At 70.5% G+C, this 22,496-nt stretch carries 17 protein-coding genes; 11 read left to right on the top strand and 6 right to left on the bottom strand.

Translation table 11 applies throughout. The features are described from left to right. Positions 1–35 precede the first annotated feature (35 nt). A complete protein-coding gene (gene ssd, locus BN1701_RS28300; RefSeq protein ID WP_054053835.1) occupies positions 36–1,091 on the bottom strand; it encodes a septum site-determining protein Ssd in 1,056 nt (351 codons plus the stop codon). Between the two features lie 402 nt (positions 1,092–1,493). On the opposite strand from ssd, the gene BN1701_RS28295 reads away from it, so the two are divergent. From BN1701_RS28295 to BN1701_RS28270, 6 genes are all read left to right on the top strand, one after another. Further along, the gene (locus BN1701_RS28295) at positions 1,494–2,321 is read left to right on the top strand and encodes an HAD family phosphatase (protein WP_054053833.1); all 828 of its coding nucleotides are present in this window, start codon (positions 1,494–1,496) and stop codon (positions 2,319–2,321) included. A gap of 627 nt (positions 2,322–2,948) precedes the next feature. After that, on the top strand, positions 2,949–4,721 hold the full coding sequence (locus tag BN1701_RS28290) for a glycoside hydrolase family 3 protein (RefSeq protein WP_054056195.1): 1,773 nt from the start codon (positions 2,949–2,951) through the stop codon (positions 4,719–4,721). 2 nt (positions 4,722–4,723) lie between these two features. Further along, positions 4,724–5,965, top strand: coding sequence for an exo-beta-N-acetylmuramidase NamZ domain-containing protein (locus BN1701_RS28285; protein WP_054053832.1), 1,242 nt, complete (start codon positions 4,724–4,726; stop codon positions 5,963–5,965). Between the two features lie 10 nt (positions 5,966–5,975). Further along, positions 5,976–7,709, top strand: a complete 1,734-nt coding sequence (locus BN1701_RS28280) for a serine hydrolase domain-containing protein (protein WP_157368263.1) — start codon at positions 5,976–5,978, stop codon at positions 7,707–7,709. 166 nt (positions 7,710–7,875) lie between these two features. Then, positions 7,876–8,793 carry a MurR/RpiR family transcriptional regulator gene (locus tag BN1701_RS28275; protein WP_054053827.1) on the top strand — a complete coding sequence of 306 codons (918 nt, stop codon included), beginning with the start codon at positions 7,876–7,878 and terminating at the stop codon, positions 8,791–8,793. Between the two features lie 39 nt (positions 8,794–8,832). Further along, positions 8,833–9,759 (top strand): N-acetylmuramic acid 6-phosphate etherase, encoded by a 927-nt coding sequence (locus BN1701_RS28270; protein WP_054053825.1) that lies wholly within the window; start codon positions 8,833–8,835, stop codon positions 9,757–9,759. Between the two features lie 58 nt (positions 9,760–9,817). On the opposite strand, the gene BN1701_RS28265 is transcribed toward BN1701_RS28270, so the two are convergent. From BN1701_RS28265 to BN1701_RS28255, 3 genes are all read right to left on the bottom strand, one after another. Further along, the gene (locus BN1701_RS28265) at positions 9,818–10,369 is read right to left on the bottom strand and encodes a DUF937 domain-containing protein (RefSeq protein WP_054053821.1); all 552 of its coding nucleotides are present in this window, start codon (positions 10,367–10,369) and stop codon (positions 9,818–9,820) included. Between the two features lie 91 nt (positions 10,370–10,460). Then, entirely contained in the window at positions 10,461–13,799 is a 3,339-nt protein-coding gene (locus BN1701_RS28260) for a discoidin domain-containing protein (RefSeq protein ID WP_082860106.1), read from the bottom strand. Positions 13,800–13,894: 95 nt separating this feature from the next. Then, positions 13,895–14,629, bottom strand: a complete 735-nt coding sequence (locus BN1701_RS28255; protein WP_054053819.1) for a hypothetical protein — start codon at positions 14,627–14,629, stop codon at positions 13,895–13,897. Positions 14,630–14,772: 143 nt separating this feature from the next. On the opposite strand from BN1701_RS28255, the gene acs reads away from it, so the two are divergent. After that, the gene (acs, locus tag BN1701_RS28250; RefSeq protein ID WP_054053817.1) at positions 14,773–16,743 is read left to right on the top strand and encodes an acetate--CoA ligase; all 1,971 of its coding nucleotides are present in this window, start codon (positions 14,773–14,775) and stop codon (positions 16,741–16,743) included. An 87-nt stretch (positions 16,744–16,830) separates the two neighbouring features. After that, positions 16,831–17,559, top strand: coding sequence for a VIT family protein (locus BN1701_RS28245; RefSeq protein ID WP_054053815.1), 729 nt, complete (start codon positions 16,831–16,833; stop codon positions 17,557–17,559). Here the strand turns inward: BN1701_RS28245 and BN1701_RS28240 are convergent. Continuing rightward, positions 17,552–18,268, bottom strand: a complete 717-nt coding sequence (locus BN1701_RS28240; protein ID WP_054053814.1) for a 1-acyl-sn-glycerol-3-phosphate acyltransferase — start codon at positions 18,266–18,268, stop codon at positions 17,552–17,554. The genes BN1701_RS28245 and BN1701_RS28240 overlap by 8 nt on opposite strands. A 170-nt stretch (positions 18,269–18,438) precedes the next feature. Between BN1701_RS28240 and nhaA the strand changes: the two genes are divergently transcribed. Genes nhaA through BN1701_RS28225 form a run of 3 tightly spaced genes read left to right on the top strand, consistent with a single transcriptional unit; the run spans position 18,439 to position 21,163 of the window. Next, a complete protein-coding gene (gene nhaA / locus BN1701_RS28235) occupies positions 18,439–19,638 on the top strand; it encodes a Na+/H+ antiporter NhaA (protein ID WP_054053812.1) in 1,200 nt (399 codons plus the stop codon). 36 nt (positions 19,639–19,674) lie between these two features. Then, positions 19,675–20,220: a phage holin family protein gene (locus tag BN1701_RS28230; protein WP_054053809.1), complete on the top strand. Its 546-nt coding sequence runs from the start codon at positions 19,675–19,677 to the stop codon at positions 20,218–20,220. 22 nt (positions 20,221–20,242) lie between these two features. Beyond that, the gene (locus BN1701_RS28225; protein ID WP_054053807.1) at positions 20,243–21,163 is read left to right on the top strand and encodes an alpha/beta fold hydrolase; all 921 of its coding nucleotides are present in this window, start codon (positions 20,243–20,245) and stop codon (positions 21,161–21,163) included. Here the strand turns inward: BN1701_RS28225 and BN1701_RS28220 are convergent. After that, positions 21,160–22,344, bottom strand: a complete 1,185-nt coding sequence (locus BN1701_RS28220; RefSeq protein ID WP_054053805.1) for a MarP family serine protease — start codon at positions 22,342–22,344, stop codon at positions 21,160–21,162. The genes BN1701_RS28225 and BN1701_RS28220 overlap by 4 nt on opposite strands. Positions 22,345–22,496 lie beyond the last annotated feature (152 nt).

Genomic DNA, 22,496 nt, shown 5'->3' with positions numbered 1-22,496 from the left:
CGGATACTCCTCTCTGGACGTTCCTTGTGGACGGACTACGCGGGCAGGGCGCGCAAAGCGGCTCTGGCGGCTTGGGCGAGTGAGGTGCGCGGGCGGACCCGGAATCCGTCCGCGTCGAGGGATCTCGACAAGGCTGGATCGGTTCGCACGGTCGCGAGCAGCGGAAGCCCCAAGACCTCAGCGACTTGCCGCGGTCGGAGCCCCATCTCAGGCGACGTGCGAACCACAGCGGCGGCCCGAAGGCCTTGGGCAGCTATCCGGACGGCCACCTGCTGGGCGGCGGCGCACCCGCGAAGCTCGGCGGGGATGACAAGGATCGCCAGGTCGGTGCGGTCGAGCGCGGCCTGTGCCGCCTCGGCTGGCGCCCGGGGCAGGTCGCAGATCACCAGGTCGCCGCCGCGTTTGCCCGCGTCGAGGACCGCGGCCACCGCGTCCGGGCTTGGCCCCTCACCCTCCCTCGCCCCCGACAGCAGGCTCAGTCGCGCGTCGCCCTTTACCCGGCTCGGGAGCGCGGCCCGCAGACCTGCGGCGGGCACCCGGCCGGAGGTGAGCCGCAGGTCTGGCCACCGCATCCCGTCGCTCTGCTCGGCGCCGAGCAGCAGGTCGAGGCCGCCGCCCAGGGGATCGCAGTCGACGAGCAGCGTGTCGCGTCCCGCGTCCAGGGCGGTCAAGGCCATGGCGGCGGCGAATACCGACGCGCCCGCGCCGCCTCGACCGCCGATGACCGCGACCGTTCGACCCGCCTGGTTCGCGGGACGCTCGGTGGTGTCGGCGAACGCGTCGACCAGCCAGGCCTCGCCGTCGGGCAGCGCGATCACCCGCTGGGCGCCGAGAGCGAGGGCGTCCGGCCACATCGTGGGCGGCGGGTCCGCCCCGCTCACCACGACCACGCTTTCCCTGCGGGGCAACGCGAACGCCAGGCAGGCCGCCGCGGTGTCGGCGTCGATGATGACCATGGGCGCGTCGTGCCAGCGGGTGCGGAGGTCGGCGGCGTCGGCGACGCGGTCGAGCGTGCACCCTGCGGCGGCGGCGACGCGCAGCACCTCGTCGAGCAGTGCGTCTGCCTCGACGCAGACGACCGAGCGGCTCATCCGGGCGGGCTCCCTTCGGATCGGGCGGCCCTGGTGAGCCGCTGTGATCACGATCTTCCGAAGCCAGGGCAGCGGCAATACCCGCTGGTCAACCTGTGGATGAGTCGAGGGCACTGTGGACAGTTCGGGATTCGTGGCGGCGAACTGTCGGTGGCCTCGGGCAAGCTGGAGGGGGAAGCCCATGCCTGGGAAATAGGACGACCCCCGCCAGGGGGGAGGGGCGGGGGTCGTCAGAGGTTCAGCCCCGGGGGGTCGGACTGAACCGTCCCGGCACGAGGCCGGTCAGCAATACTGTATCCCCTCCACCCCGTGTCTTGGCTACAGAACGGCTGAAGACGGCGGCCGAGTTCACCCGCGGCGGCCCACCGCCAGGCACCGAGGACCCGCTCCTATGCTGGCGAGGTGACCGAACCCGGCAGCCCTGCGGACCCGCCCGCGCCCGGCCGGGTCGCGGCGTTCTTCGACCTGGACAAGACGGTCATCGCGAAGTCCAGCACACTGGCCTTCAGCAGGCCGTTCTTCGAGGGCGGCCTCATCAACCGTCGCGGTGTGCTCAAGAGCGCCTACGCCCAGTTCGTGTTCGCCGCGTCGGGCGCCGACGCCGACCAGGTCGAGCGGATGCGGGCCCACCTGACGGCGCTGTGCACCGGCTGGGACGTCGAGCAAGTTCGCTCGATCGTGGAAGAGACCCTGCACGACATCGTCGATCCGCTGATCTACGCCGAGGCCGCCGAGCTCGTCGCCGAGCACAAGGCCAACGGCCATGACGTCGTCGTGGTGTCCGCCTCCGGCGCGGAGATCGTCGCGCCGATAGCGGCGATGATCGGCGCGACGCGCAGTGTGGCCACCCGGATGGTCGCCGCGGCAGGCCGGTACACCGGGGAGATCGACTTCTACTGCTATGGCGACAACAAGGCCGCGGCGATGCGCGACCTGGCCGCCGAACACGGCTATGACCTCGCCGCGAGCCACGCCTACTCGGACTCGAGCACCGATCTGCCGATGCTGGAGGCCGTTGGCCACCCGTCCGTGGTCAATCCGGACCGGGGTCTGCGCAAAGTCGCGGCGGAGCGTGGCTGGCCTGTGCTGACGTTCTCCAAGCCGGTGTCGCTGCGGTCGCGCTTCCACGCCCCGTCGGGTACGGCCGTCGCGGTGACCGCGATCGGGCTCGGCGCCGTCGCCACCGCGGGGGCGGCCTGGTACGGCTTGCACCGCCGCCGTCGGCGCTGAGTGGGTGTGATGGTGCGCAATGGATTCCGACTACACCCGAGTGGCGGTATCGCCGCTCGTCCGAGTCGCCTAACGCGCGCGCAGAGCGTCTAGCTTACGCTCACGAAGCGTGCCGGTCGATGCTTTCCAACGACTTGACCGGTGCACCCGAAAGTGCCCTTGAAGTGACCTTCCTCACTGGGTACAAAGGAGATGCGGACTTCGAGTCGGCCAGGGATGAAGCGAAGAGAAGCCTCAATCCACCCCGAGCGAACTCCGTGCGCGAGCACCGAGCACCCACGCGCAGCACGCCGCGGGAGGCATGTCGTCAAGGGACTGCGTACCGGGACGCCGGACGCCGAGGCCATGTTGATACGACAACGTTGCACGCTTGGTAACCCGAGTGGTCGCGCAGGTCGTTTGGGCGGTTCCGCTCTTCGGAGCGGAACCGCCCAATTCTTTGTCCGGATCCGAGTTGTCCACAGGCGGGCGGCACGCCGTTGACCCGGTGATCGTGACGTGGGTAACTTCCAGCTAGGTCTTGTTCCTTGTGAACAAATTCCGCGATGGGAGCCAACCAGGAGGCAACGGGTGCCCACACGACCGATCCGGCGAACGCTCACCGCGCTGCTCGCTAGCCTCGCCACCATGGCGACGGTCAGCGTGGCCGCAGGCGCCGTCCCGGCGGTCAGACCGGCACCCGACGAGGGTCGGACCTTCGCGGTGCGGACGTGGACTGACGCGCTCTTGGCCCGGATGACCTTGGAACAGAAGGTCGGCCAGCTCTTCGTCGTTTCGGTGTGGGGCAAGTCCGCCGACGAGACCCACTCGATGAACCGGGCCACCTATGGCGTCGATACCCCGGCCCAGGTCGTCCAGCGCTACCAGGTCGGCGGGGTCATCTACTTCAACAACAGCGGCACCGACAACGTCGACAGCCCCACCCAGCTGGCCACGTTCTCCAACGGCCTGCAGCGCGCCGCGCTCGACTCCGGGGCGCGACTGCCGCTGGTGGTGGCCATCGACCAGGAGGGCGGCAACGTCACCAGGGTCGAGGCGCCCGCGACCGAGTTCCCCGGCAGCATGGCCATCGGCGCGGGCCGCAGTGCCGCCGACGCGCGCACGCTGGCCTCGATCAACGGCCACGAGCTGCGCGCGATGGGGGTCAACCAGAACTTCGCCCCGGTCGCGGACGTCAACTCCAACCCGCTCAATCCGGTCATCGGCGCCCGGTCGTTCTCCGCGAACGCGGGCTTGGCCGCCGAACTGGTCGCCGCCGAGGTCCGTGGCTACCAGGCGAGCGGGCGGGCCACTGGCACGGTGTCGTCGTCGGCCAAGCACTTCCCCGGCCATGGCGACGCGGCCACCGACAGCCACACCGGTCTGCCTGTCATCACCCGCTCGGCGGCGCGGTGGCGGGAGGTCGACCTGCCGCCCTTCCGCGCGGCGGTGGCCGCGGGCATCGACTCGATCATGACCGCGCACATCCAGTTCCCCAGCCTGGACCCGACGGGCGTGCCCGCGACGGTGTCCCGGCCGATCATGACCGACCTGCTCCGGACGGAGATGGGGTACCGGGGTGTCATCGTCACCGACTCGCTGGGGATGCAGGGCGTCCGGGAGATGTTCGGCGACGCGGAGATCCCGGTGCTGGCCTTGGAGGCAGGCGTCGACCAGTTGCTCATGCCGCCCAACCTGACGCTCGCGGTGGACTCGGTGCTCGCGGCGGTCCGGTCGGGTCGGCTGTCCGAGGCGCGGATCGATGAGAGCGTCCGGCGGATCGTGGCGCTGAAGTGGAAGCGCGGGATCCTGGCCATGCCGCTGGTGAACGTCGACCGGGTCCCCGCGCTGGTCGGCACGCCGGAGCACTTGGCGGCGGTCCAGCGGTTGACCGACCGGACCGTCACGGTCCTCAGCAACGACAACGGCGTGCTGCCCGTCCGCAGTCCAACGACCGCCCTGGTCGTGGGGGTCGGGGACACAGTCAGTCCAACCAAGTCGCCTACCCAGTTGGCCGGGCACCTGACCGAGCGCGGCTGGTCGGCGAGCGCGCTGCCCACTGGCACCCGGCCAACCGACACCAAGATCGCCGACGCGGTGGCCGCGGCGCAGGGCGTGGGGGTCGTGGTGGTGCTGACGAACAACCTGTCAGCCAACTTCGCTCAGCGGACGTTGTTATCGAGGCTGCTCGACACCGGGAAACCGGTGATCGCGGTCGCCGCCCAGGTCCCCTACGACGCGGGCTTCGTGCGGGCACCGACCTGGCTGGCCACCTACTCGTGGCGCGAGGTGTCCTTACGCTCGCTCACCAAAGTGATCACGGGTGAGTTCTCGCCGCGCGGCAAGCTGCCGGTCGACGTGCCCGACAGCGCCGATCCGGCGACCATCCGGTACCCGTTCGACCACGGTCTGACCTGGTAGCCATGGACCGACGACAGTTCCTCGCCGCGTCCGCTCTGGCAACGCCGCTGGTCACGACGTCCGCAGCCATTCCGGCCGTCGCGGTCGAGGCCGACCAGGCGCACGGTCCGACGGCGCCCGCCGCCGACCGGCTCGCCGCGCGGGGGTGGCGAAGCCTGGCAGGTCGCAAGGTCGGCGTCGTGTCGAACCCGACTGGCGTGCTGCGCGACGGCACGCATGTGGTCGATTCGATGGTGGCCGCAGGCGTGCGCCCGGTCGCGGTCTTCGGACCGGAGCACGGCTTCCGTGGCACCGCGCAGGCGGGAGGGTCGGAAGGCGACTACCTGGACCCGCGCACCCGGCTGCCGGTTTACGACACATACGGAGCGAGCGTGGCAACCGTGGCCGCGCAGTTCCGCAAAGCCGGGATCGACACCGTGGTCTTCGACATCGCCGACGTCGGGGCCCGCTTCTACACGTATATCTGGACGCTGCACACCGCGATGAGCGCCGCGGCGAAGCTGGACTTCGTCGTCCTCGACCGGCCGAACCCGATCGGCGGTGCGGCGCGCGGTCCGCGGCTCGACCCCGCGTACGCGTCCGGGGTCGGCCGGGAGCCGATCGCCCAGCAGCACGGGATGACCGTCGGTGAGCTGGCCGGGATGTTCGCTGGCGAGTTCCTGCCCTCGGCGCCGGAGGTCACCGTCGAGCGGGTGACGGGCTGGCGGCGGGACGAGCTGTTCGCGGACACCGGCCTGCCGTGGGTGCCGCCTAGTCCGAACATGCCGACCGCACAGACCGCCCTGGTCTATCCCGGCACCTGCCTGTTCGAGGGCACGACCCTGTCGGAGGGCCGCGGCACGACGCGCCCGTTCGAGATCATCGGGGCGCCTGGAGTCGACTGGCGTTGGGCCGCGCAGCTCAATGCGCTGGGACTGCCCGGCGTGCGGTTCCGCGAGCACTACTTCGTGCCAACGTTCGGAAAATTCGCCGGGACAGCGTGCGGCGGGGTCCAGCTCCACCTCACCGACGAGCGACGGTTCGAGGCCATCGACACCGCCGTCGCGATGATCGTGGCCCTCAAGCGGGTCCACCCGGGCGCGTTCGCCTGGCGCCCGGACAATTTTGTCGACAAGTTGACCGGTTCGGACCGCTTCCGCCGGATGGTCGACGCGGGCGCGGGCACCGCGGAGATCACCGGCGCGTGGACCGCCGAGTTGGCGGAGTTCCGGCAGGCCAGGGCGCCGTATTTGCTATACCGATGAGGTGGGGGCGATGGCACGGACGACCCGGCTGGTGGCCGCACTGGCCGCAGTCGCCATGACGGCGGGCGGTTCGGTGGCGACGGCGGAGAACGCGGCGGGCCGGTTCGACCGGCCCCAGCACGGCTTCGCCCCGGCCGACACGGTCCTGCACTCGGCGACTGCGTCGTCCGTCGGACTCGATCCCGAGCCCATCGCGGCGGCCGAGCGGGCGATCGCCGCGTGGACCGAGGCGGACCCGACAACGCGCAGGCCGCTGTTCACGGGCGCGGTGACACTGTCAGTCCACCACGGCGTGGTCGTCTCGAGGACCGCCGCTGGCAAGGCCGTCCGCTACGCCGACGCCGTCGGCACCGAACTGCCCGCCGACCAGCAGGTCGCGACCCGCCCGGACACGATCTTCGACGTGGCATCAGTGAGCAAGCTGTTCACATCGATCGCTGTGTTGTGCCTGGTCGAGGACGGGCTCATCGAGCTCGACGAGCGGGTCGCGACCTATCTCCCGGAGTTCGCGGCCAACGGCAAGGAGTCGGTGACGGTCGAGCAGCTGCTGACCCACACCTCCGGCTTGGAGCCGTTCATCCCGCTGTGGCGCGACTGGCCGGACAAGCCGTCCCGGATCCAGGCCGTGCTCGAACGCGCGCCGACCAAGCAGCCGGGCAGTGCCTACGTCTACTCGGACCTCAACCTGATCACCCTCGGCGTGCTGGTCGAGCGGCTGTCCGGGCTGCCGCTGGACCGGGTCGTTGCCGATCGGATCACCGGGCCGCTGGGGCTTCGGGACACCGGCTACAACCCGCCCACGGACAAGCTCGACCGGATCGCCGCCACCGAGTTCCAGTCGTCGCCCGCGCGCGGGATGGTCCGCGGCCAGGTGCACGACGAGAACGCATGGTCGCTGGGCGGGGTGGCCGGGCACGCGGGGGTCTTCTCGACCGCGGGCGATCTGGCCATCCTCGCGCAGGCCGTCCTGAACGGCGGCACGTACGCGGGCGAACGGATCCTGCGGGCCGACACGGTCAAGGAGATGCTCGCCAACCACACCGCGGAGTTCCCCGGCGACAACCACGGGCTGGGCTTCGAGCTGCATCAGCGCTGGTACATGGGCGCGCTGTCGTCGCCGCGGACGGCGGGCCACACCGGGTTCACCGGCACGTCCCTGGTGATCGACCCGGCGTCGCGGTCGATCGCGATCCTGCTCACCAACCGGGTCCACCCGGCGCGGACCTGGGGATCGATCAATGTCGCCAGGGAGACGGTGGCCACCGGGCTGGCTCGCGCGATGTCTGTGCGGCCCAAGCACGGCCCCGACGCCTGGTTCGCGGGGACGGCCAACGCGGCAACGTCCACACTGGCCACTTCGCCGCTCAGCACGACCGGACCTGTGCGGATCGCGTTCGACACGTTCGTGGATACCGAGTCGAGTGACGCCCTGGTGCTGGAGTGGAGCCCGAACGGGCGGTCCTGGCAGACCATTCCCGTTCTGGCGAGCGGCCCAGGCGCGCCCGCGGGCGAGGTTCACATTCTGGCCGGTTCGGGACACCGCAGTTGGTGGACGATCAACGCTGTGGCGCCGATAGCGGACACATTTACCCTCCGCTGGCGGCTGACTACCGATGGTCGCTACTTGGGTCGCGGTGTCTATCTTGATCGAATCTTGGTGACCGACGGTAGTCGCTCGCTCCTTAACGGTGAGAAAGAACCCCACCTGATGCATCCACTCGGGTGGCGGCTCCAAACTTGTTGACGATTTGACGCTAACAATCCGCGTTCGACCGGCGATTCCGTCAGCAAGCCCTACCTGGGCCCGCAGCCTCAACTGACACATTTGGGTAGCGTTACCAACAAATGTGACGCACCACCTTGCTCTGACCCATCACTGTTAGTAAGTTTCCCACGTGAGTGCGAGTCAAATGACAGCAGAACACAGCGAGTCAAGTCCGTTGGTCCGCATTCGCTCGCTCCTCCCGGGTCTTGCCCGGGCCGAGCAGCGGGTGGCCAAGGTGGTGCTCGAGAACCCGTCCACCGTCGCCCGGCGCAGCATCACCGAGGTCGCCGAAGCGGCGGGGACCAGCGAGACCACTGTGACCCGGTTCTGCAAGGCGATCGGCGTCGGGGGCTACCCCGAGCTGCGCATCGCGCTTGCCGCCGACACCGCACGCTCCGAGATGCGGGCCGACCGCGATCTCGGGGGCGACATCAACCCCGACGACGACTTGAAGACCGTGGTCGGCAAGGTCACCTTCGCCGACTCGCGCGCGGTCGAGGAGACCGCCGACCAGGTCGACATCGAGGTGCTCGCCCAAGTGGTCACCGCCGTCGCGAACGCGGGGAGGGTCGACGTGTACGGCGTCGGTGCCAGCGCGTTCGTGGCGGCGGACCTGCAGCAGAAACTGCACCGCATCGGCCGGGTGAGCTTCGCGTGGAACGACACGCACATCATGCTCACGTCGGCCGCGGTGCTGAACCCCGGCGACGTCGCGGTCGGCATCTCGCACACCGGCGCCACCGCGGACACCGTCGAGGCGCTGCGGGTGGCCCGCGAACACGGGGCCACGACGGTCGCGCTGACCAACTATCCGACGTCGCCGATCGCCGACGTGGCCGACTGGGTGCTGACGACCGCCGCCCGCGAGACCACGTTCCGCTCGGGGGCCACGGCCAGCCGCATCGCCCAGCTGACGATCGTCGACTGCCTGTTCATCGGCGTCGCCCAGCGGCACCTGGACCAGACGATCAAGGCGTTGGACTCGACCCGCGACGCGGTCGGGCCGCACCGGCTGGAGACACGGCACGACGGAAGGCGCAAGCCCCGGGACACCGGGAAATGATCAATGGTGCGCGGGTCGGCGCCGCGGAAGGGGAATGACATGACGGTGCCTCGGCAGACGGTGCACGTCGACTCCCCCACCGAGCGGCGCAACCCGCGCACCGCCACCATCGACCAGATGTCCACTGTGGACATCCTGCGCACGATCAACACCGAGGACCGGCTGGTCCCCGCCGCGGTCGCGGCGGCGCTGCCCGAACTGGCGGCCGCCGTCGACCTGGCGACCGACGCGCTGCGCGCGGGCAACCGGGTGCACTACGTCGGCGCGGGAACGTCCGGCAGGCTCGCCACCCTTGACGCCGCCGAACTCCCTCCCACGTTCAACACGCCGAGCGACTGGTTCCACGTGCACCACGCGGGCGGTGTCTCGGCGGTGCGGACCGCGGCCGAGGGCGCGGAGGACGACGACATGGCGGGCGCCGAGGAGATGGCCCGCGACGTGCAGGCCGGTGACATGGTCCTCGGACTCACCGCATCGGGCCGTACACCGTACGTCCTGGGTGCCCTGGGCGCGGCGGCCGAACTGGGCGCGACGACGGCCCTGGTCACCAACAATCCCAACTTCCCAAGGACGTCGGGGATCGACTTGGTGATCGTGGTCGACACCGGCCCGGAGGCGATCTCGGGCTCGACGCGGATGAAGGCGGGCTCGGCGCAGAAGCTCGTGTTGACCGCCTTCTCGACGGCGGTCATGGTCAAGATGGGGCGCACGTACTCGAACCTGATGGTCAGCATGCGGGCGAGCAACGCCAAGCTCCGCGGCCGAACGCTGCGGATCCTGCGTGAGGCCACCGGGTTGAGCATGCCGGAGTGCTCGGCGGCGTTGACGGAGTCGCACGGCGACCTGAAGGTCGCGCTGGTGCACCTCTTGTCCGGTGTGGACACTTCACGTGCGCGACGGGCGCTGGCGGAGACCTCCGGCCACGTCCGCCGCGCTATGGGCCTGCTGGAAGCCCCAGTGATCTAGTCTCGCCGCGTTGCGCGGCTTCTATTCAAGCCGCGCAACGCGTGTGGGACCGAACTATCTACTTGCGACCGCCGCCGAGCAGGCCGCCCAGCAGGTCACCGAGGCCGCCCAAGCCGCCGCCGGAGCCGCCAAGGAGGCCGCCGAGCAGGTCACCGAGGCCGCCGCCCTGAGCCTGGGGCTGCTGCTGGGGTTCCTCGGAGTTGCCGCCGAGCTTGGCGCCCAGTTTCTTGGCGAGGTAGGACATCACGATCGGGGCGAGCAACGGCAGCAGCTTGGCGATCAGGCCCTTGCCGACCGAGCCCAGTCCGCCGAGGGTGTTGACGACCTCGGCCTGCTGGTCGCCGAACACGTGGTTGACGATCTTGGAGCCGTCGTCGGTGTCGACCTGGTCGAGGTCGACACCGCCCTCCACCAGGCCGGTGGAGTGCTGGCCGAGGGCCTCGAACAGGGACCGGGCGCCGCCGGGGTCCTGGGCGTTGGCCTGCATCCCGCCCAGCAGCGCGGGCAGCGCGGCACGGGTGGCCTGCTCCGCGGTCTGCTCGTCGACGCCCAACTGGCCTGCCAGCTGGGCGAGGGGAATCTGGGCAAGGATGTCGTCGATCGCGCTCATCGGGTTCTCGGTCCTCCTCGGGGCGCGGCCCAACACCGGGCCTCGGCTGCGGTCAGCCTAGCCACGCTTCGTGGGCCGCGCCTGGGGAAAGTCAGCCGATCCTGATCGTCTTGGCCAGGCTGGGCACGCCCGCGGCGTCGAGCGCGAACAGCAGGTAGTAGCCCGGCAGTGCGATACCCGGGTCGGTCGGCACGACCAGGTCGTGCGTCGTTCCGGGCACTGTCGCGAGCGGGATCCGCCGCTGGTCGTTGTCCACCGAGTGCGTCACCGAGCTCATCCGAAGCAACGCGAACCCGCTCACTGGAATGTCGGTGTCGACCCTGATCGCGGCACCGTTCGCCGCCGCTGTCGGAGCCGCGGTGATCACCGGTCGGGTCTTGGCCGTGCCGTCGGGATTGAGCAGGTAGGGCGGGGTGAAGACCTGGCCGTCGTGGTGGTTGGTGGCGCAGTCGCCGCACAGGCCGCCGCCCCCGGTGAACACCGTGCCGTCGGGCAGCAGGTTGGCGACGCTGTGGTACGTCCGAGGCACCGCCATGGGTGCGAGCCGGGTGAACTGGCCGGTGGCCGGATCCCACAGTTCGGGGGTCAGCACGGCGGTCTGGTCGCTGAAGGGCACCGGACGTGACTGGCCGCCGATCACGAGCACCTTGCCGTCGGGCAGCACCACGCTGTTCGCGAACGCGCGGGCATTCGACATGTCGCCCACACGGGTGACGATCGCGGTCCCGGTGGTGATGTCGATGGCGTAGGCGCGGTTCGTCGCGTCCACATCCTGGTAGGCGGTCGCGCCGCCCAGCGTGAGGATCTTGCCGACGTCGTACATCACCGCGTTGCCGTTCATCGCGTCCTGGCTGTCGCCGCGCGGACCTGCGTCGGTCACCGAGCCCGAACCGGTCGTGTCGACCCAGTTCATCCGGCGGCTGGGGCCCGCGTGGAACACGCGGCCACCGGCCACGCCGAAGAGCCAGCCGTGGTTGTCCGCGCGATAGGAGCCGCGCGGGTCGGCGGTCATGAACGGTCCAGGTTGGACACCGGTCAGCGTGCGCCAGGTGTTGGTCGCGGGCGAATAGATCTCGCCGTTCTTGCCGCCCTCACCGCCGCTCCACGAGCCACCGACGGTGAACGCCTCGCCCGTCGACAACGTGGTCTGACCCTGATAGCCGCGCGCGGTGTTCAACTCGGCGGCCGCCGACCACGTGTCGGTGAACGGGTTGTAGATGCTGGCCTTCTTCGCGTCGCTGCCGCCGGTCACCAGGACGCGGCCGTCGGGCAGGATCGACGTGCCGGGGCAGAACATGTCGTGCCCGGTGTTGTCGACGCGGCGCTGGGTGACCTGGCCGGTCGCCAGGTCGAGGATCGCGGTCTGGGTGTAGCCGTGGCTGCCGCCGAAGGTGTCGGCCGAGTAGGCCGACCAGGCCAGCAGCTTGTTGTTCGGCAGCATCGCCGTGGCCACCGGGACCAGCGGGAATCCCTTGACCGCACCCCAGACCCCGACCTCGGCCGCGTTCGGCGGCGCGGCCGGGGTGAGCACGTCGATCTCCGCGGCGGAGGACCACGGGCCGCGGTTGCCGACCTCGGTGAACGCCGTCAGCCGCACATAGCGCGCGTCGACCGGGGTGGCCACGGTCGCGGTCTGCACCGCTGACGAGTCCGCCCACGTGCCCGCGGCGACCGGTGCGCCGAAGTTCGTGCCGTCGTCGCTCACCGCGATCTCATAGCGCCCGATACGCCCGTTGCCGGAGTCCCCGCGCGGGGTGACGGCCAGGCCCGCGACGGCGCGCGACGATTTCATGTCCAGGGTGATCCAGTGCGGCAGCGGCGCGGCGGGCGCGGTCCACTTGGAATGCCAGATGGTTCCGGTGCTTCCATCCAGGACGTTGGCCGGGCCGCCGTTCTCCCCGGTGGCCTCGAAGTCCGACGCGGTGGCGGTCCAGCCGTCGCGGTTGAGCGGGGTCGTGCTGATCGGCGCGGGCTTGCCGTAGGCGTGGACCTCGGCCGCGCTGCTCCACGGGCCGCGCGCGCCCGCCTCGGTGGTCGCGGTCAGCCGGACATAGCGCGCTGTCGGGGAACCGGTGAGCAGCGCGGCCTTCGGCGTCCCGTCGTCGGCCCACGTTCCCGTGGCGACCGGCGCGGAGAAGGTGGAGCCGTCAGTGCTGACAGCGATTGAGTACTGACCGATCCGACCGTTGACACCCGACGACCGAGGGGTGACCACGATCGCGGACACGGCCTGTTCGCGCTTCAAGTCGGCGGTGATCGAGTGCGGCAGTGCCGTGTCGTAGCGGCTGTGCCACAGCGTGTCCGGCTTGCCGTCGACCAGGTTGGCCGCCCCGTGCTCGGCCTGCTCGTCGGACGCCGTCACCGTCCACCCGACCCGGGACAGCGCGGGGTCGGCGGCCGCGATCGGGCCGACCAGGTCGAGTTCGGCCGCGGTGCTCCACGGACCGCGGTTGCCCGCCTCCGTCAGCGCGGTCAGCCGCACGTACCGCGCGGTGACCGGTCCGGCGAACGCCGCGTCCTTGGTCAAAGCGTCGTCCGCCCACACTCCGGAGGCCACGGGCGCGCCGAAGTTCGTGCCGTCCGTGGAGACCGAGATCCGGTACTCCCCGATCCGTCCGTTGGCGCTCGACGCGGGCCTCGGCCGGTAGATGAGTCCATTGAGGACCTTCGGCGCCTTGAGGTCGAGGGTGATGCTGTGCGGCAGCGGCGTGGCCATGACGTAGCGGCTGTGCCAGATCGTGCCCGCGTTGCTGTCGAGGACGTTCGACGCGCGGCCGTTCTCCCGCAGCGTCTCCTGGTCGCTCGCCGTCGCGGTCCAGCCGGTCCGCGCCAGCCGGGCAGACGGCGTCGGCGCGCTCGGGTCACCCAACAGGTTGATTTCGCCCGCACTCGCCCACGGACCCCGGTCGCCCGCCTCGGACAACGCGGTCAGCCGGACGAACCGCGCCCCCGTAACGGCGAAGCTCATTGTCTTGGCGGTCGCGTCGTCGGCCGCGGTGCCCGCGCTGACCGGCGCGCTCCATGTGGCGCCATCGACGCTCAGACGGATCTCGTAGCGCCCGATGGTCCCGTTCCCGCCACCCGTGCGCGGCGTGTACGACAGGCCGGAGACGCGCTGGGTGCGCCGCATGTCCACGGTGATCGACTGCGGCAGCGCGGTGGCCGTGCTGAAGCGGCTGTGCCAGATGGTCGCCGGGTCGCCGTCGAGGACGTTGGCCGCGCGCCCGTCGGACGCCGTGGTCGCCTCGCTGGTCGCGGCGACGGTCCAGCCCGCGCGGCTCAGGGTCGGCGCGACGGGCACCATGGCGTCGGCGTTGGCCACGATATGCGGGTGCGGGACCACCGCGTGGTGGTCGTCCGGCGCGTCGAAGACGAGTGGGGTCGCGACAACCCCGACCGCGAGGACCAGGGCCAATCGGGTGAGGCGCATGGTCTCTGACTCGGCGATTTCCCCGCAGCGTTACGAAAACCGCGAGTATCTCTCACAAATGCCCTGGTCGGCGGTCGCCTATGTGAGGAGAGCCACTACTCAGCGAGTGCCGCGTCGGCGATGCTCGTCGCCTCGCGGGCGCCCGCGACGACGGCCTCGCAGCAGAACAAGATCCACTTTGTCACGCCGTCGGGCTCGCCGGACGCGAATCCCTCGGCCGCGGCGCGGTAGGCGTCGGCGCGGCGCATGAAGGAGACCTCCGGAACCGCCAGACCCTTGGGGTCCAGGCCGCTGCCGATCGACGCGAGCCGGGCCGCGGCGCGGGCGACCACACCGTCGGCGGACCCGAAGGGCGCCAGGGTCAGCAGTTCACCGTGCACCACGGCCACCAGTACCGGGCCGGGCACCTTCGTCCCGCCCGCGACCAGGCCCGCCAGCAGGCTCAGCCTGCCGCCGACGCCGGGCGCGGACCGCGGCCTGCCAAGGGACTCGTCGTCAGTCAGGTCGGCGGCGGCCAGCAGGTGCAGCCGGGCGAGTGCCTGCAACGGCGCGCGTTCCCAGGTCGGCAGCAGCGGACCGAGCGCCTCGGCGACCCGCAGCGAGCCCGCCAGGACCGGGTCGGTCACGTCGCCCTGCTCGGGGATCTCCGCGTCGCCGCCGTCGAGCACGGCCGAGGCGCGCGCGGCGCGGACCGAGGCCTCGGCGGCCGTGGCGGGCCAGCCGCGGCGGTTCGCGGGGTGCCGGTGGACCTCGGCTACCGAGTCCCGCGCGGTGCGCACCGCCTCTTCGACACCGGGGAGTTCGAGCAACTGGGCCAGCGGATCGGTCACACGGGGACCCTACCCGGTCCGGAAACACGCACCCGACCTGCTCAATATTGGTCTAAACCTTCGCTCGGCCAGGACTGTCCCGCAAGCCTGGATCGGTCTAGGTTTCACGGGGAACGGAAATCGCACCAAGGAGGTCAGGTCCCATGACCGAGCAGTCGGGTCAGAGTCCAGCGCTGGACAACCTGTCGACGGAGAGCCGCGTCTTCCCGCCGTCCGAGGCGTTCACGGCGCAGGCCAACGCGTCGGCGCAGTGGTACGCCGAGGCCGACGCCGACCGGGACGCGTTCTGGGCCAAGCAGGCCGACCGGCTGGACTGGGACACCAAGTGGTCCCAGGTGCTGGACTGGGAAGGCGCGCCGTTCGCCAAGTGGTTCGTCGGCGGCAAGCTGAACGTGGCCTACAACTGCGTCGACCGGCACGTCGAGGCGGGCCTGGGCGATCGGGTCGCGATCAACTGGGTCGGCGAGCCGGGCGACTCGGCCACCATCACCTACGCCGAGTTGGGCAAGCAGGTGGCGCGGGCGGCCAACGCGCTGGCGTCGCTCGGCCTGAACGCGGGCGACCGCGTGGCCATCCAGATGCCGATGATCCCCGAGGCCATCTACTCAATGCTGGCCTGTGCGCGGCTGGGCCTGGTGCACTCGGTCGTCTTCGGCGGCTTCTCCCCCACCGCCCTGCGCTCGCGCATCGAGGACGCCGAGGCGCGGCTGCTGATCACCTCCGACGGCCAGTACCGGCGCGGCACCCCGGCCCCGATGAAGGCGCTGACCGACGAGGCCACCGAGCACACCCCGACCATCGAGCACGTCCTTGTCGTACGCCGTACGGGCGACGACATCCCGTGGACCGACGGCCGCGACCTGTGGTGGCACGACCTGGTCGACCAGCAGGCCGACACCCACGCGCCCGAGGCGTTCGACGCCGAGCACCCGCTGTTCATCCTCTACACGTCGGGGACCACGGGTAAGCCCAAGGGCATCCTGCACACCAGCGGCGGCTACCTCACCCAGGCCGCGTACACGCACAACGCGGTGTTCGACCTCAAGGCCGACACCGACGTCTACTGGTGCACCGCCGACATCGGCTGGATCACCGGCCACACCTACATCGTCTACGGGCCGCTTGCCAACGGTGTCACGCAGGTCGTCTACGAGGGCACGCCCAACACCCCGCACGAGGGCAGGCACTTCGAGATTATCCAGCGGCACGGCGTGACCATCTACTACACCGCGCCCACGCTGATCCGCACGTTCATGAAGTGGGGCGCGCACATCCCCGAGGGCTACGACCTGTCGTCGCTGCGCGTGCTGGGCAGCGTCGGCGAGCCGATCAACCCCGAGGCGTGGATCTGGTACCGCGAGCACATCGGCGGGAACCGGATCCCGATCGTGGACACCTGGTGGCAGACCGAGACCGGCGCGATCATGATCAGCCCGCTGCCGGGGGTCACCCACGCCAAGCCGGGCAGCGCCCAGCGACCGCTGCCGGGTGTCGGCGCCGCGATCATCGACGACAGCGGCACCCAGGTCCAGCCCGGTGGCGGCGGCTACCTCGTGCTCACCAAGCCGTGGCCGTCGATGCTGCGCGGCATCTGGGGCGACGAGGAGCGCTTCCGCGAGACCTACTGGAACCGGTTCGGCGACCAGGGCTTCTACTTCGCGGGCGACGGCGCCAAGTACGACGCCGACGGCGACATCTGGCTGCTGGGCCGCATCGACGATGTGATGAATGTGTCCGGTCACCGCATCTCGACCACCGAGGTCGAGTCCGCGCTGGTCTCGCACCCGAGCGTGGCCGAGGCCGCGGTGGTCGGCGCCACCGACGCCACCACCGGCCAGGGCATCGTCGCCTTCGTCATCCTGCGCGGCGGCAAGGACGGCGCGGTGCAGGAGCTGCGCGACCACGTGGCCAAGGAGATCGGCCCGATCGCCAAGCCCCGGCAGATCCTCGTGGTCAACGAGCTGCCCAAGACGCGCTCGGGCAAGATCATGCGGCGGCTGCTGCGCGACATCGCGGAGAACCGGGAGATCGGCGACACCACGACGCTGGCCGACAGCGCCGTGATGAACCTGATCACCGAGGGTCTCAGCAGCAAGTCGGCGTCGGAAGACTAGGCAAGGCTCAGTTAATTGAGGATTGCCTAGCCAATATAAGGAAATCCTTGTCCCGCACGTGATTCCCGGCTGTGTTTCCATTATGGGGTGACCCAATTGGAAACGCAGCCGGGGACCCACCCGGCCGAGCCCCATCACCCGAATGTGGGCGAGCGACTCAACTGGCTGCGCGCGGGCGTCCTGGGCGCCAACGACGGCATCATCAGCACCGCCGGCCTGGTCGTGGGCGTCGCCGGGGCCACGACCGACAGCTCGGCGATCCTCATCGCCGGGGTAGCCGGTCTCGTCGCGGGTTCTCTTTCCATGGCCGGTGGCGAATACGTTTCGGTCAGCACACAGCGCGACACCGAACGCGCCCTGTTGGCCAAGGAATCGCGTGAACTGGAAGAGATGCCCGAAGCCGAGGAACGCGAACTCGCCGGCATCTACCAGGAAAAGGGACTCACTCCCGAATTGGCCGCCGAGGTGGCCCGGGAATTGACCAAGAACGACGCTTTGCGGGCCCACGCCGAAGTCGAACTGCAGATCGACCCGGACAACCTGACGAGCCCGTGGCAGGCGGCGTGGGCGTCGCTGATCTCCTTCGCGGTCGGGTCGGCCCTGCCGCTGCTGGCCATCGTCCTGCCGCCGGTCGACCTGCGTGTATGGCTGTGCGCGGCGGCGGTCGTCGTCGGGCTGGTGATCACCGGGACGGTGAGCGCGCGCCTCGGCGGGGCCGAGGTGCGGCCCGCGGTGATCCGCAACGTCGCCGTCGGGTGCCTGGCGATGGCGGTCACCTACGGGATCGGCCTGCTGTTCGGCGTCACCGTCACCTGACCGGCGGCTGCTCGCCGCGCAAGTCGGCCAAGATCTCGGTGATGGCGTGCATGATCCGGCGGGTGGCCTCGGTCAAAGCCGCCCGGTCGGTCCCGACGATGTCGGACAGGTCGACGGGATCGCCGGTGACGATGTCGATCGTCTTGCGCGGGAACAGCTTCGGGAAGCGCGACCGCGCGGGCAGCAGCGCGTGCGTACCCCAGTTGACCACCGGCACGACCGGCGCGCCGGTCTCCAGCGCCACCTTCGCCAATCCGTGCTTCACCTTCGCCGACGGCCAGTGGTCGGCGTCGTCGGAGAACCCGGCCTCCGGGAAGAACAGCACGCACTCGCCGCGGCGGATCGCCTCGACAGCACCGTGATAGGCGCCGCGGGCCTGCGCGGTGCCGCGCTCGACCGGGATGTGACCGCCGCCGCGCACCACCTTCCCGATCAGCGGCACGCGCCACAGGCTGGCCTTGGCCAGAAACCTCGGGATGCGACCCGCGGTCAGGGCGAATGCGGTGACGGTGACCGGGTCGGCGTTGGAGAGGTGGTTCGACGCCAGGAGCAGACCGCCCTCCCTGGGCAGCCGGTCGGCGCCGCGGAACCGGAGCCGGGTGAACACAGCCAGGAACGGCCAGATCAGGTCGATCGCGAAGCTGAACCAGAATCCCCGTCCCTTGCGGGGAGCGCGGAACATCAGGCCGATCGCCTGCCAGGTGGTCATTGGTCTCTCGGTATCGGTGCGCACGTCCACATCTTCGGTCATGGCCACCCGCGCGGATGGGCGGGTCGCGCGTTTTCGCAGGTCACGCCCGTCGGTTACGATCCACGTCAGGTGTGCCGGGAAGCCTGGTCGGCGTCGAGCCGAGGTGCCCACCGAACCAGGAGTGATCATTGTCACAGCGCCGCCGCCCCAGTCAGCCCAAGGTCGTCGCCGAGTTCGCCCGCTTCCTGCGCACCGAGACGGTCGGCGGCATGGTGCTGCTCGGCGCGACGGCGGTGGCCCTGCTGCTGGCCAACTCACCGGCGAACGGCGCGTATGAGGCGGTCCGGGACTTCGAGATCGGCCCGCACTTCCTGCACCTGAACCTCAGCGTCGGCACGTGGGCCAAAGACGGTCTGCTCGCCCTCTTCTTCTTCGTCGCCGGACTCGAACTCAAGCGTGAACTGGTGATCGGCGAGCTGTCCAAGTTCAAGGCGGCGCTGCTGCCCGCGCTCGCCGCGCTCGGCGGGATGGTCATCCCGGCGGTGGTCGCGCTGTCGGTCGCGTGGGGCGACCCGCGCGCGGGCGACGTCTGGCCGATCCCGGTCGCCACCGACATCGCGTTCGCGCTCGGCGTGCTCGCGCTGACCGGATCCGGGATGCCCAGCAGCGCGCGGGTGTTCCTGCTCAGTCTGGCGGTGGTCGACGACCTCGGCGCCATCGTGATCATCGCGGTGCTGTTCACGGCGTCGTTCAATCTCGTCGCGTTCGCCGTGGCCGCGGTCCTGCTCGCGCTCTACTGGTATTTGCAGCACAAGCGCATAAGCACGTCGTGGATCTACGTGCCGTTGGCTATCGCGATCTGGATAGCGGTGCACTCCAGCGGCGTCCACGCGACCGTCGCGGGCGTGGCCATGGGCCTGCTCACCCGGGTCCGCCGCGACACCTACGAGAAGGAATCCCCCTGTCTGCGGCTGGAACACCGGTTGCAGCCGTGGTCGGCCGGGTTCGCCGTCCCCGCGTTCGCCCTGTTCGCCGCCGGTGTCCCAGTCAACGGCGAGGCGCTGGGCAAGCTGACAACCGACCGGATGGCGCTGGCGATCATCGTCGGGCTCATCGTCGGCAAGCTGATCGGCATCGCAGGGGCCGCGCTGCTGGCCGTGCGGCTCAAGATCGCGGTCATGCCCGAGGGCCTGGGCAGGCGCGACCTGGTCGCCGTGGCCATGCTCGGCGGTGTCGGATTCACGGTCAGCCTCCTGATAGCGGAGCTGTCCCTCGGCAAGGCGGACGCCGAGCTGGCCAAGGCCGCGGTGCTGGTCGCGTCGGCCGCGGCGTCCCTGCTGGCGGCCGCGCTGCTGGTGCGCCGCAGCCGGGTTCATCAGCGAGATTGACCATCCGATCGGCTCGCTCGATCGGGGCATGGCACGATGGCGATCGTGAGCAGCGCGCACGCAAACGGAGACCGCGACGGCTCGGGGCTGCCCAAGGTGCCCTCGATCCCCCTGTCCGACGACCGCGCGTTCGCGGCGGCGGGCGACCAGTCGATCGGCAATCTGGTCAAAGACGCCACGACCCATCTGTCGACACTGGTGCGGGCCGAGGTCGAGCTGGCCAAGTCCGAGGTCACCGGCGAGATCAAGAAGGGTCTCAAGGGCAGCGTCTTCTTCATCGTCGCGCTCACGATCCTGCTCTACAGCTCATTCTTCCTGTTCTTCGCGCTCGCCGAACTGCTGGCCGACCTCGGCCTGCTGCGGTCGATCGCGTTCGGCATCGTGTTCGTCCTGATGCTGGCCATGGCCGGGTTCTTCGGCTTCCTCGGCTACCGCAAGGTCAAGGCGATCCGCGCGCCGAAGCGGACGATCGACTCGTTCAAGGACACCGCCGCCGCGCTGACCCACCGCGGCGAGCCCAGCACCAACGGGCACGCGCGGCTCGGCGACGGCCACGGCGCCGTGCCGGTCCGCCGCGGCTGATCGGGCCCCGCTGAGCAGCGCCGTGCGCTCCCGACCCGACCCCTCGATCGTGCGTGTCGACGGGCCGTGGACGCACCGCGACATCCACGCCAACGGTATCCGGCTGCACGTCGCCGAGACCGGTGACGGCCCGCTCGTGCTGCTGCTGCACGGGTTCGCCCAGTTCTGGTGGACCTGGCGACACCAGCTGACCGCGCTCGGCGACGCCGGGTTCCGCGCGGTCGCGGTCGACCTGCGCGGCTACGGCGACTCCGACAAACCACCGCGCGGCTACGACGCCTGGACGCTGGCGGGCGACGTCGCCGGGCTGGTCAAGTCGCTGGGTGAGAGCCGGGCGCACCTGGTCGGACACGGCTGGGGCGGTCTGCTGGCCTGGACGACGGCCGCGCTGCACCCCCGGGTCGCGCACTCGGTCGGCGCGCTGTCCGCGCCGCATCCGCTGGCCCTGCGCACCCAGATCCGCCGCACCGCGCTGCGCACCCGGCCGAACAACCAGGCCCGCGCGCTCGGCCACCTGCTCGGCGCCCAGCTGCCGATCCTCCCGGAACGGCGCCTGACCGGCGACGACGCCGCCGCCGTCGAGCGGCTGATCCGGTCCTGGTCCGGTCCACTGTGGACTGGACACCGGGACTTCCGCGACGCGGTCGACCAGTACAGGCAGGCGATGCTCGTGCCCGGCGCGGCCCACTGCGCGCTGGAATACCACCGCTGGGCCGTCCGCTCCCAGCTGCGCGGCGAGGGCAGGCGCTACAAGGAGGCCATGGGGCGCCGAATCGAGGCGCCGGTGCTGCAGATCTACGGCGCGGTCGACCCCTGCGTGCTCAGCCGCACCCGCGCCGCGTCACGCCAGGGTGAGACCCACGTCCTGCCCGGCATCGGCCACTTTCCCCATGAGGAAGCCCCGGCCGTGACGAACGCGCTGCTGACGAAGTTCCTGCGCTAGCTGGCGCAGCGGCCGGTGCCGACCTGTTCGGTGAGCCCCGGGGCGCGGCCCACCTCGTCGCGCACCTCGGCCGCGGTCAGCGCGAATCCGGTCTCGGAGTTGTCGACGGCCGCGCCGAAGACCACGCCGATGACCTCGCCCTTGCGGTCGACGAGCGGTCCGCCGGAGTTCCCGCTGAGGACCTTGGCCCGCAGGGTGAACACATCGCGGTTGACCGTCGACGAGTCGTAGATGTCGGGTCCCCGCAGCGGGATCCGGTCGCGCACCCGCGCGGGCGAGGCGGTGTAGGGGCCGTCCAGGGGGTAGCCGAGGACGATCGCGTCCTGCCCGCTCGTGGCGTCGCCCACGGCGAACGGGAGCACTGGGGCGGTCAGCCCGGGGACGGCGAGTATCGCCAGGTCGGTCGCCGGGTCGTAGAGCACGACCTTGGCGCGCAACTGCCGCTCGCCGGACTCGACGCTGACCTCGTTGGTGCCCGCGACGACGTGCGCGTTGGTCATCACGCGCTCTTTGGCCACGACGAACCCGCTGCCCTCCAGCGCCCGCTCGCAGGACTGCGCCTTGGCGTTGATCTTGAGCACGCTGGGCCGCACCTTCTGGACCTCGGCGCTGGCCTGCAGCGCGGGGTCGGGCGGCTCGACTTCCTTGTTCGGCGTGCGGTTGAACGGGTCGACGGCGGCGGGGAACCCGGAGACGTCGAGGAGCTGGCGCAGTTCGTTGGGCAGGCCGCGCGCGGCCTGCGGCATCACCTCGTTGACCCCGCCGAGCACGGCCGAGTCCTTGATCGCCGACGCCAGCCCCGGCAGGCCGCCGACGGTCGTGAGCGGCAGTGCGATCAGCCACGACACCACGAACACCACCGCGCCCTGCACGATGGCGCCCAGCGCGCTGTCCACACCGGCCAGTTTCGGCGAGGAGATCTTCTGCTTGATCGTCCGGCCGATCCACACCCCGAAGGTCTCGCCAAGGGCCACCAGCAGCACGAAGATCGCCACCGCGAAGGCCACCCTGGTGGGTGTCGACTCGATCCTGGCCACCACCAGCGGCGCCAGCTTGATGCCCGCGACCGCGCCGATCAGCACGCCGATGAACGCGGGCAGCGCGGTGATCACGCCCTGACGCGCCCCCGAGATCGCCGCCAGCACGGCGAGCGCGACGACCAGCACGTCGACCCAGTTCAAGCCTCAGACCTCCGCGCGTCGGTTGCCGTTGGGTCGCCACGCTACTTGACCCATGGTCCGGGATCGGCCCGGCCATGGCGCGAAACGGGCCGGTTCGCGTACCGTGGGTCGCAGCAGGCAGGTTCGATCGCCGTGAACGCCGGTTGCGAGGA

This window comes from Alloactinosynnema sp. L-07 (assembly GCF_900070365.1).
Lineage (GTDB): Bacteria > Actinomycetota > Actinomycetes > Mycobacteriales > Pseudonocardiaceae > Actinokineospora.
Note: the sequence above shows the minus strand (reverse complement) of the source record. Positions and strands in the feature narration are given on the sequence as shown.

Excerpts from the sequence above, each read along its gene's own strand:
- ssd (WP_054053835.1), bottom strand. The coding sequence starts at position 1,091 with ATGAGCCGCTCGGTCGTCTGCGTCGAGGCAGACGCACTGCTCGACGAG.
- BN1701_RS28285 (WP_054053832.1), top strand. The coding sequence starts at position 4,724 with ATGGACCGACGACAGTTCCTCGCCGCGTCCGCTCTGGCAACGCCGCTG.
- acs (WP_054053817.1), top strand. The coding sequence starts at position 14,773 with ATGACCGAGCAGTCGGGTCAGAGTCCAGCGCTGGACAACCTGTCGACG.
- BN1701_RS28260 (WP_082860106.1), bottom strand. The coding sequence starts at position 13,799 with ATGCGCCTCACCCGATTGGCCCTGGTCCTCGCGGTCGGGGTTGTCGCG.
- BN1701_RS28275 (WP_054053827.1), top strand. The coding sequence starts at position 7,876 with ATGACAGCAGAACACAGCGAGTCAAGTCCGTTGGTCCGCATTCGCTCG.
- BN1701_RS28280 (WP_157368263.1), top strand. The coding sequence starts at position 5,976 with ATGGCACGGACGACCCGGCTGGTGGCCGCACTGGCCGCAGTCGCCATG.
- BN1701_RS28270 (WP_054053825.1), top strand. The coding sequence starts at position 8,833 with ATGACGGTGCCTCGGCAGACGGTGCACGTCGACTCCCCCACCGAGCGG.
- BN1701_RS28230 (WP_054053809.1), top strand. The coding sequence starts at position 19,675 with ATGGCGATCGTGAGCAGCGCGCACGCAAACGGAGACCGCGACGGCTCG.
- BN1701_RS28240 (WP_054053814.1), bottom strand. The coding sequence starts at position 18,268 with ATGACCACCTGGCAGGCGATCGGCCTGATGTTCCGCGCTCCCCGCAAG.
- BN1701_RS28265 (WP_054053821.1), bottom strand. The coding sequence starts at position 10,369 with ATGAGCGCGATCGACGACATCCTTGCCCAGATTCCCCTCGCCCAGCTG.
- BN1701_RS28290 (WP_054056195.1), top strand. The coding sequence starts at position 2,949 with ATGGCGACGGTCAGCGTGGCCGCAGGCGCCGTCCCGGCGGTCAGACCG.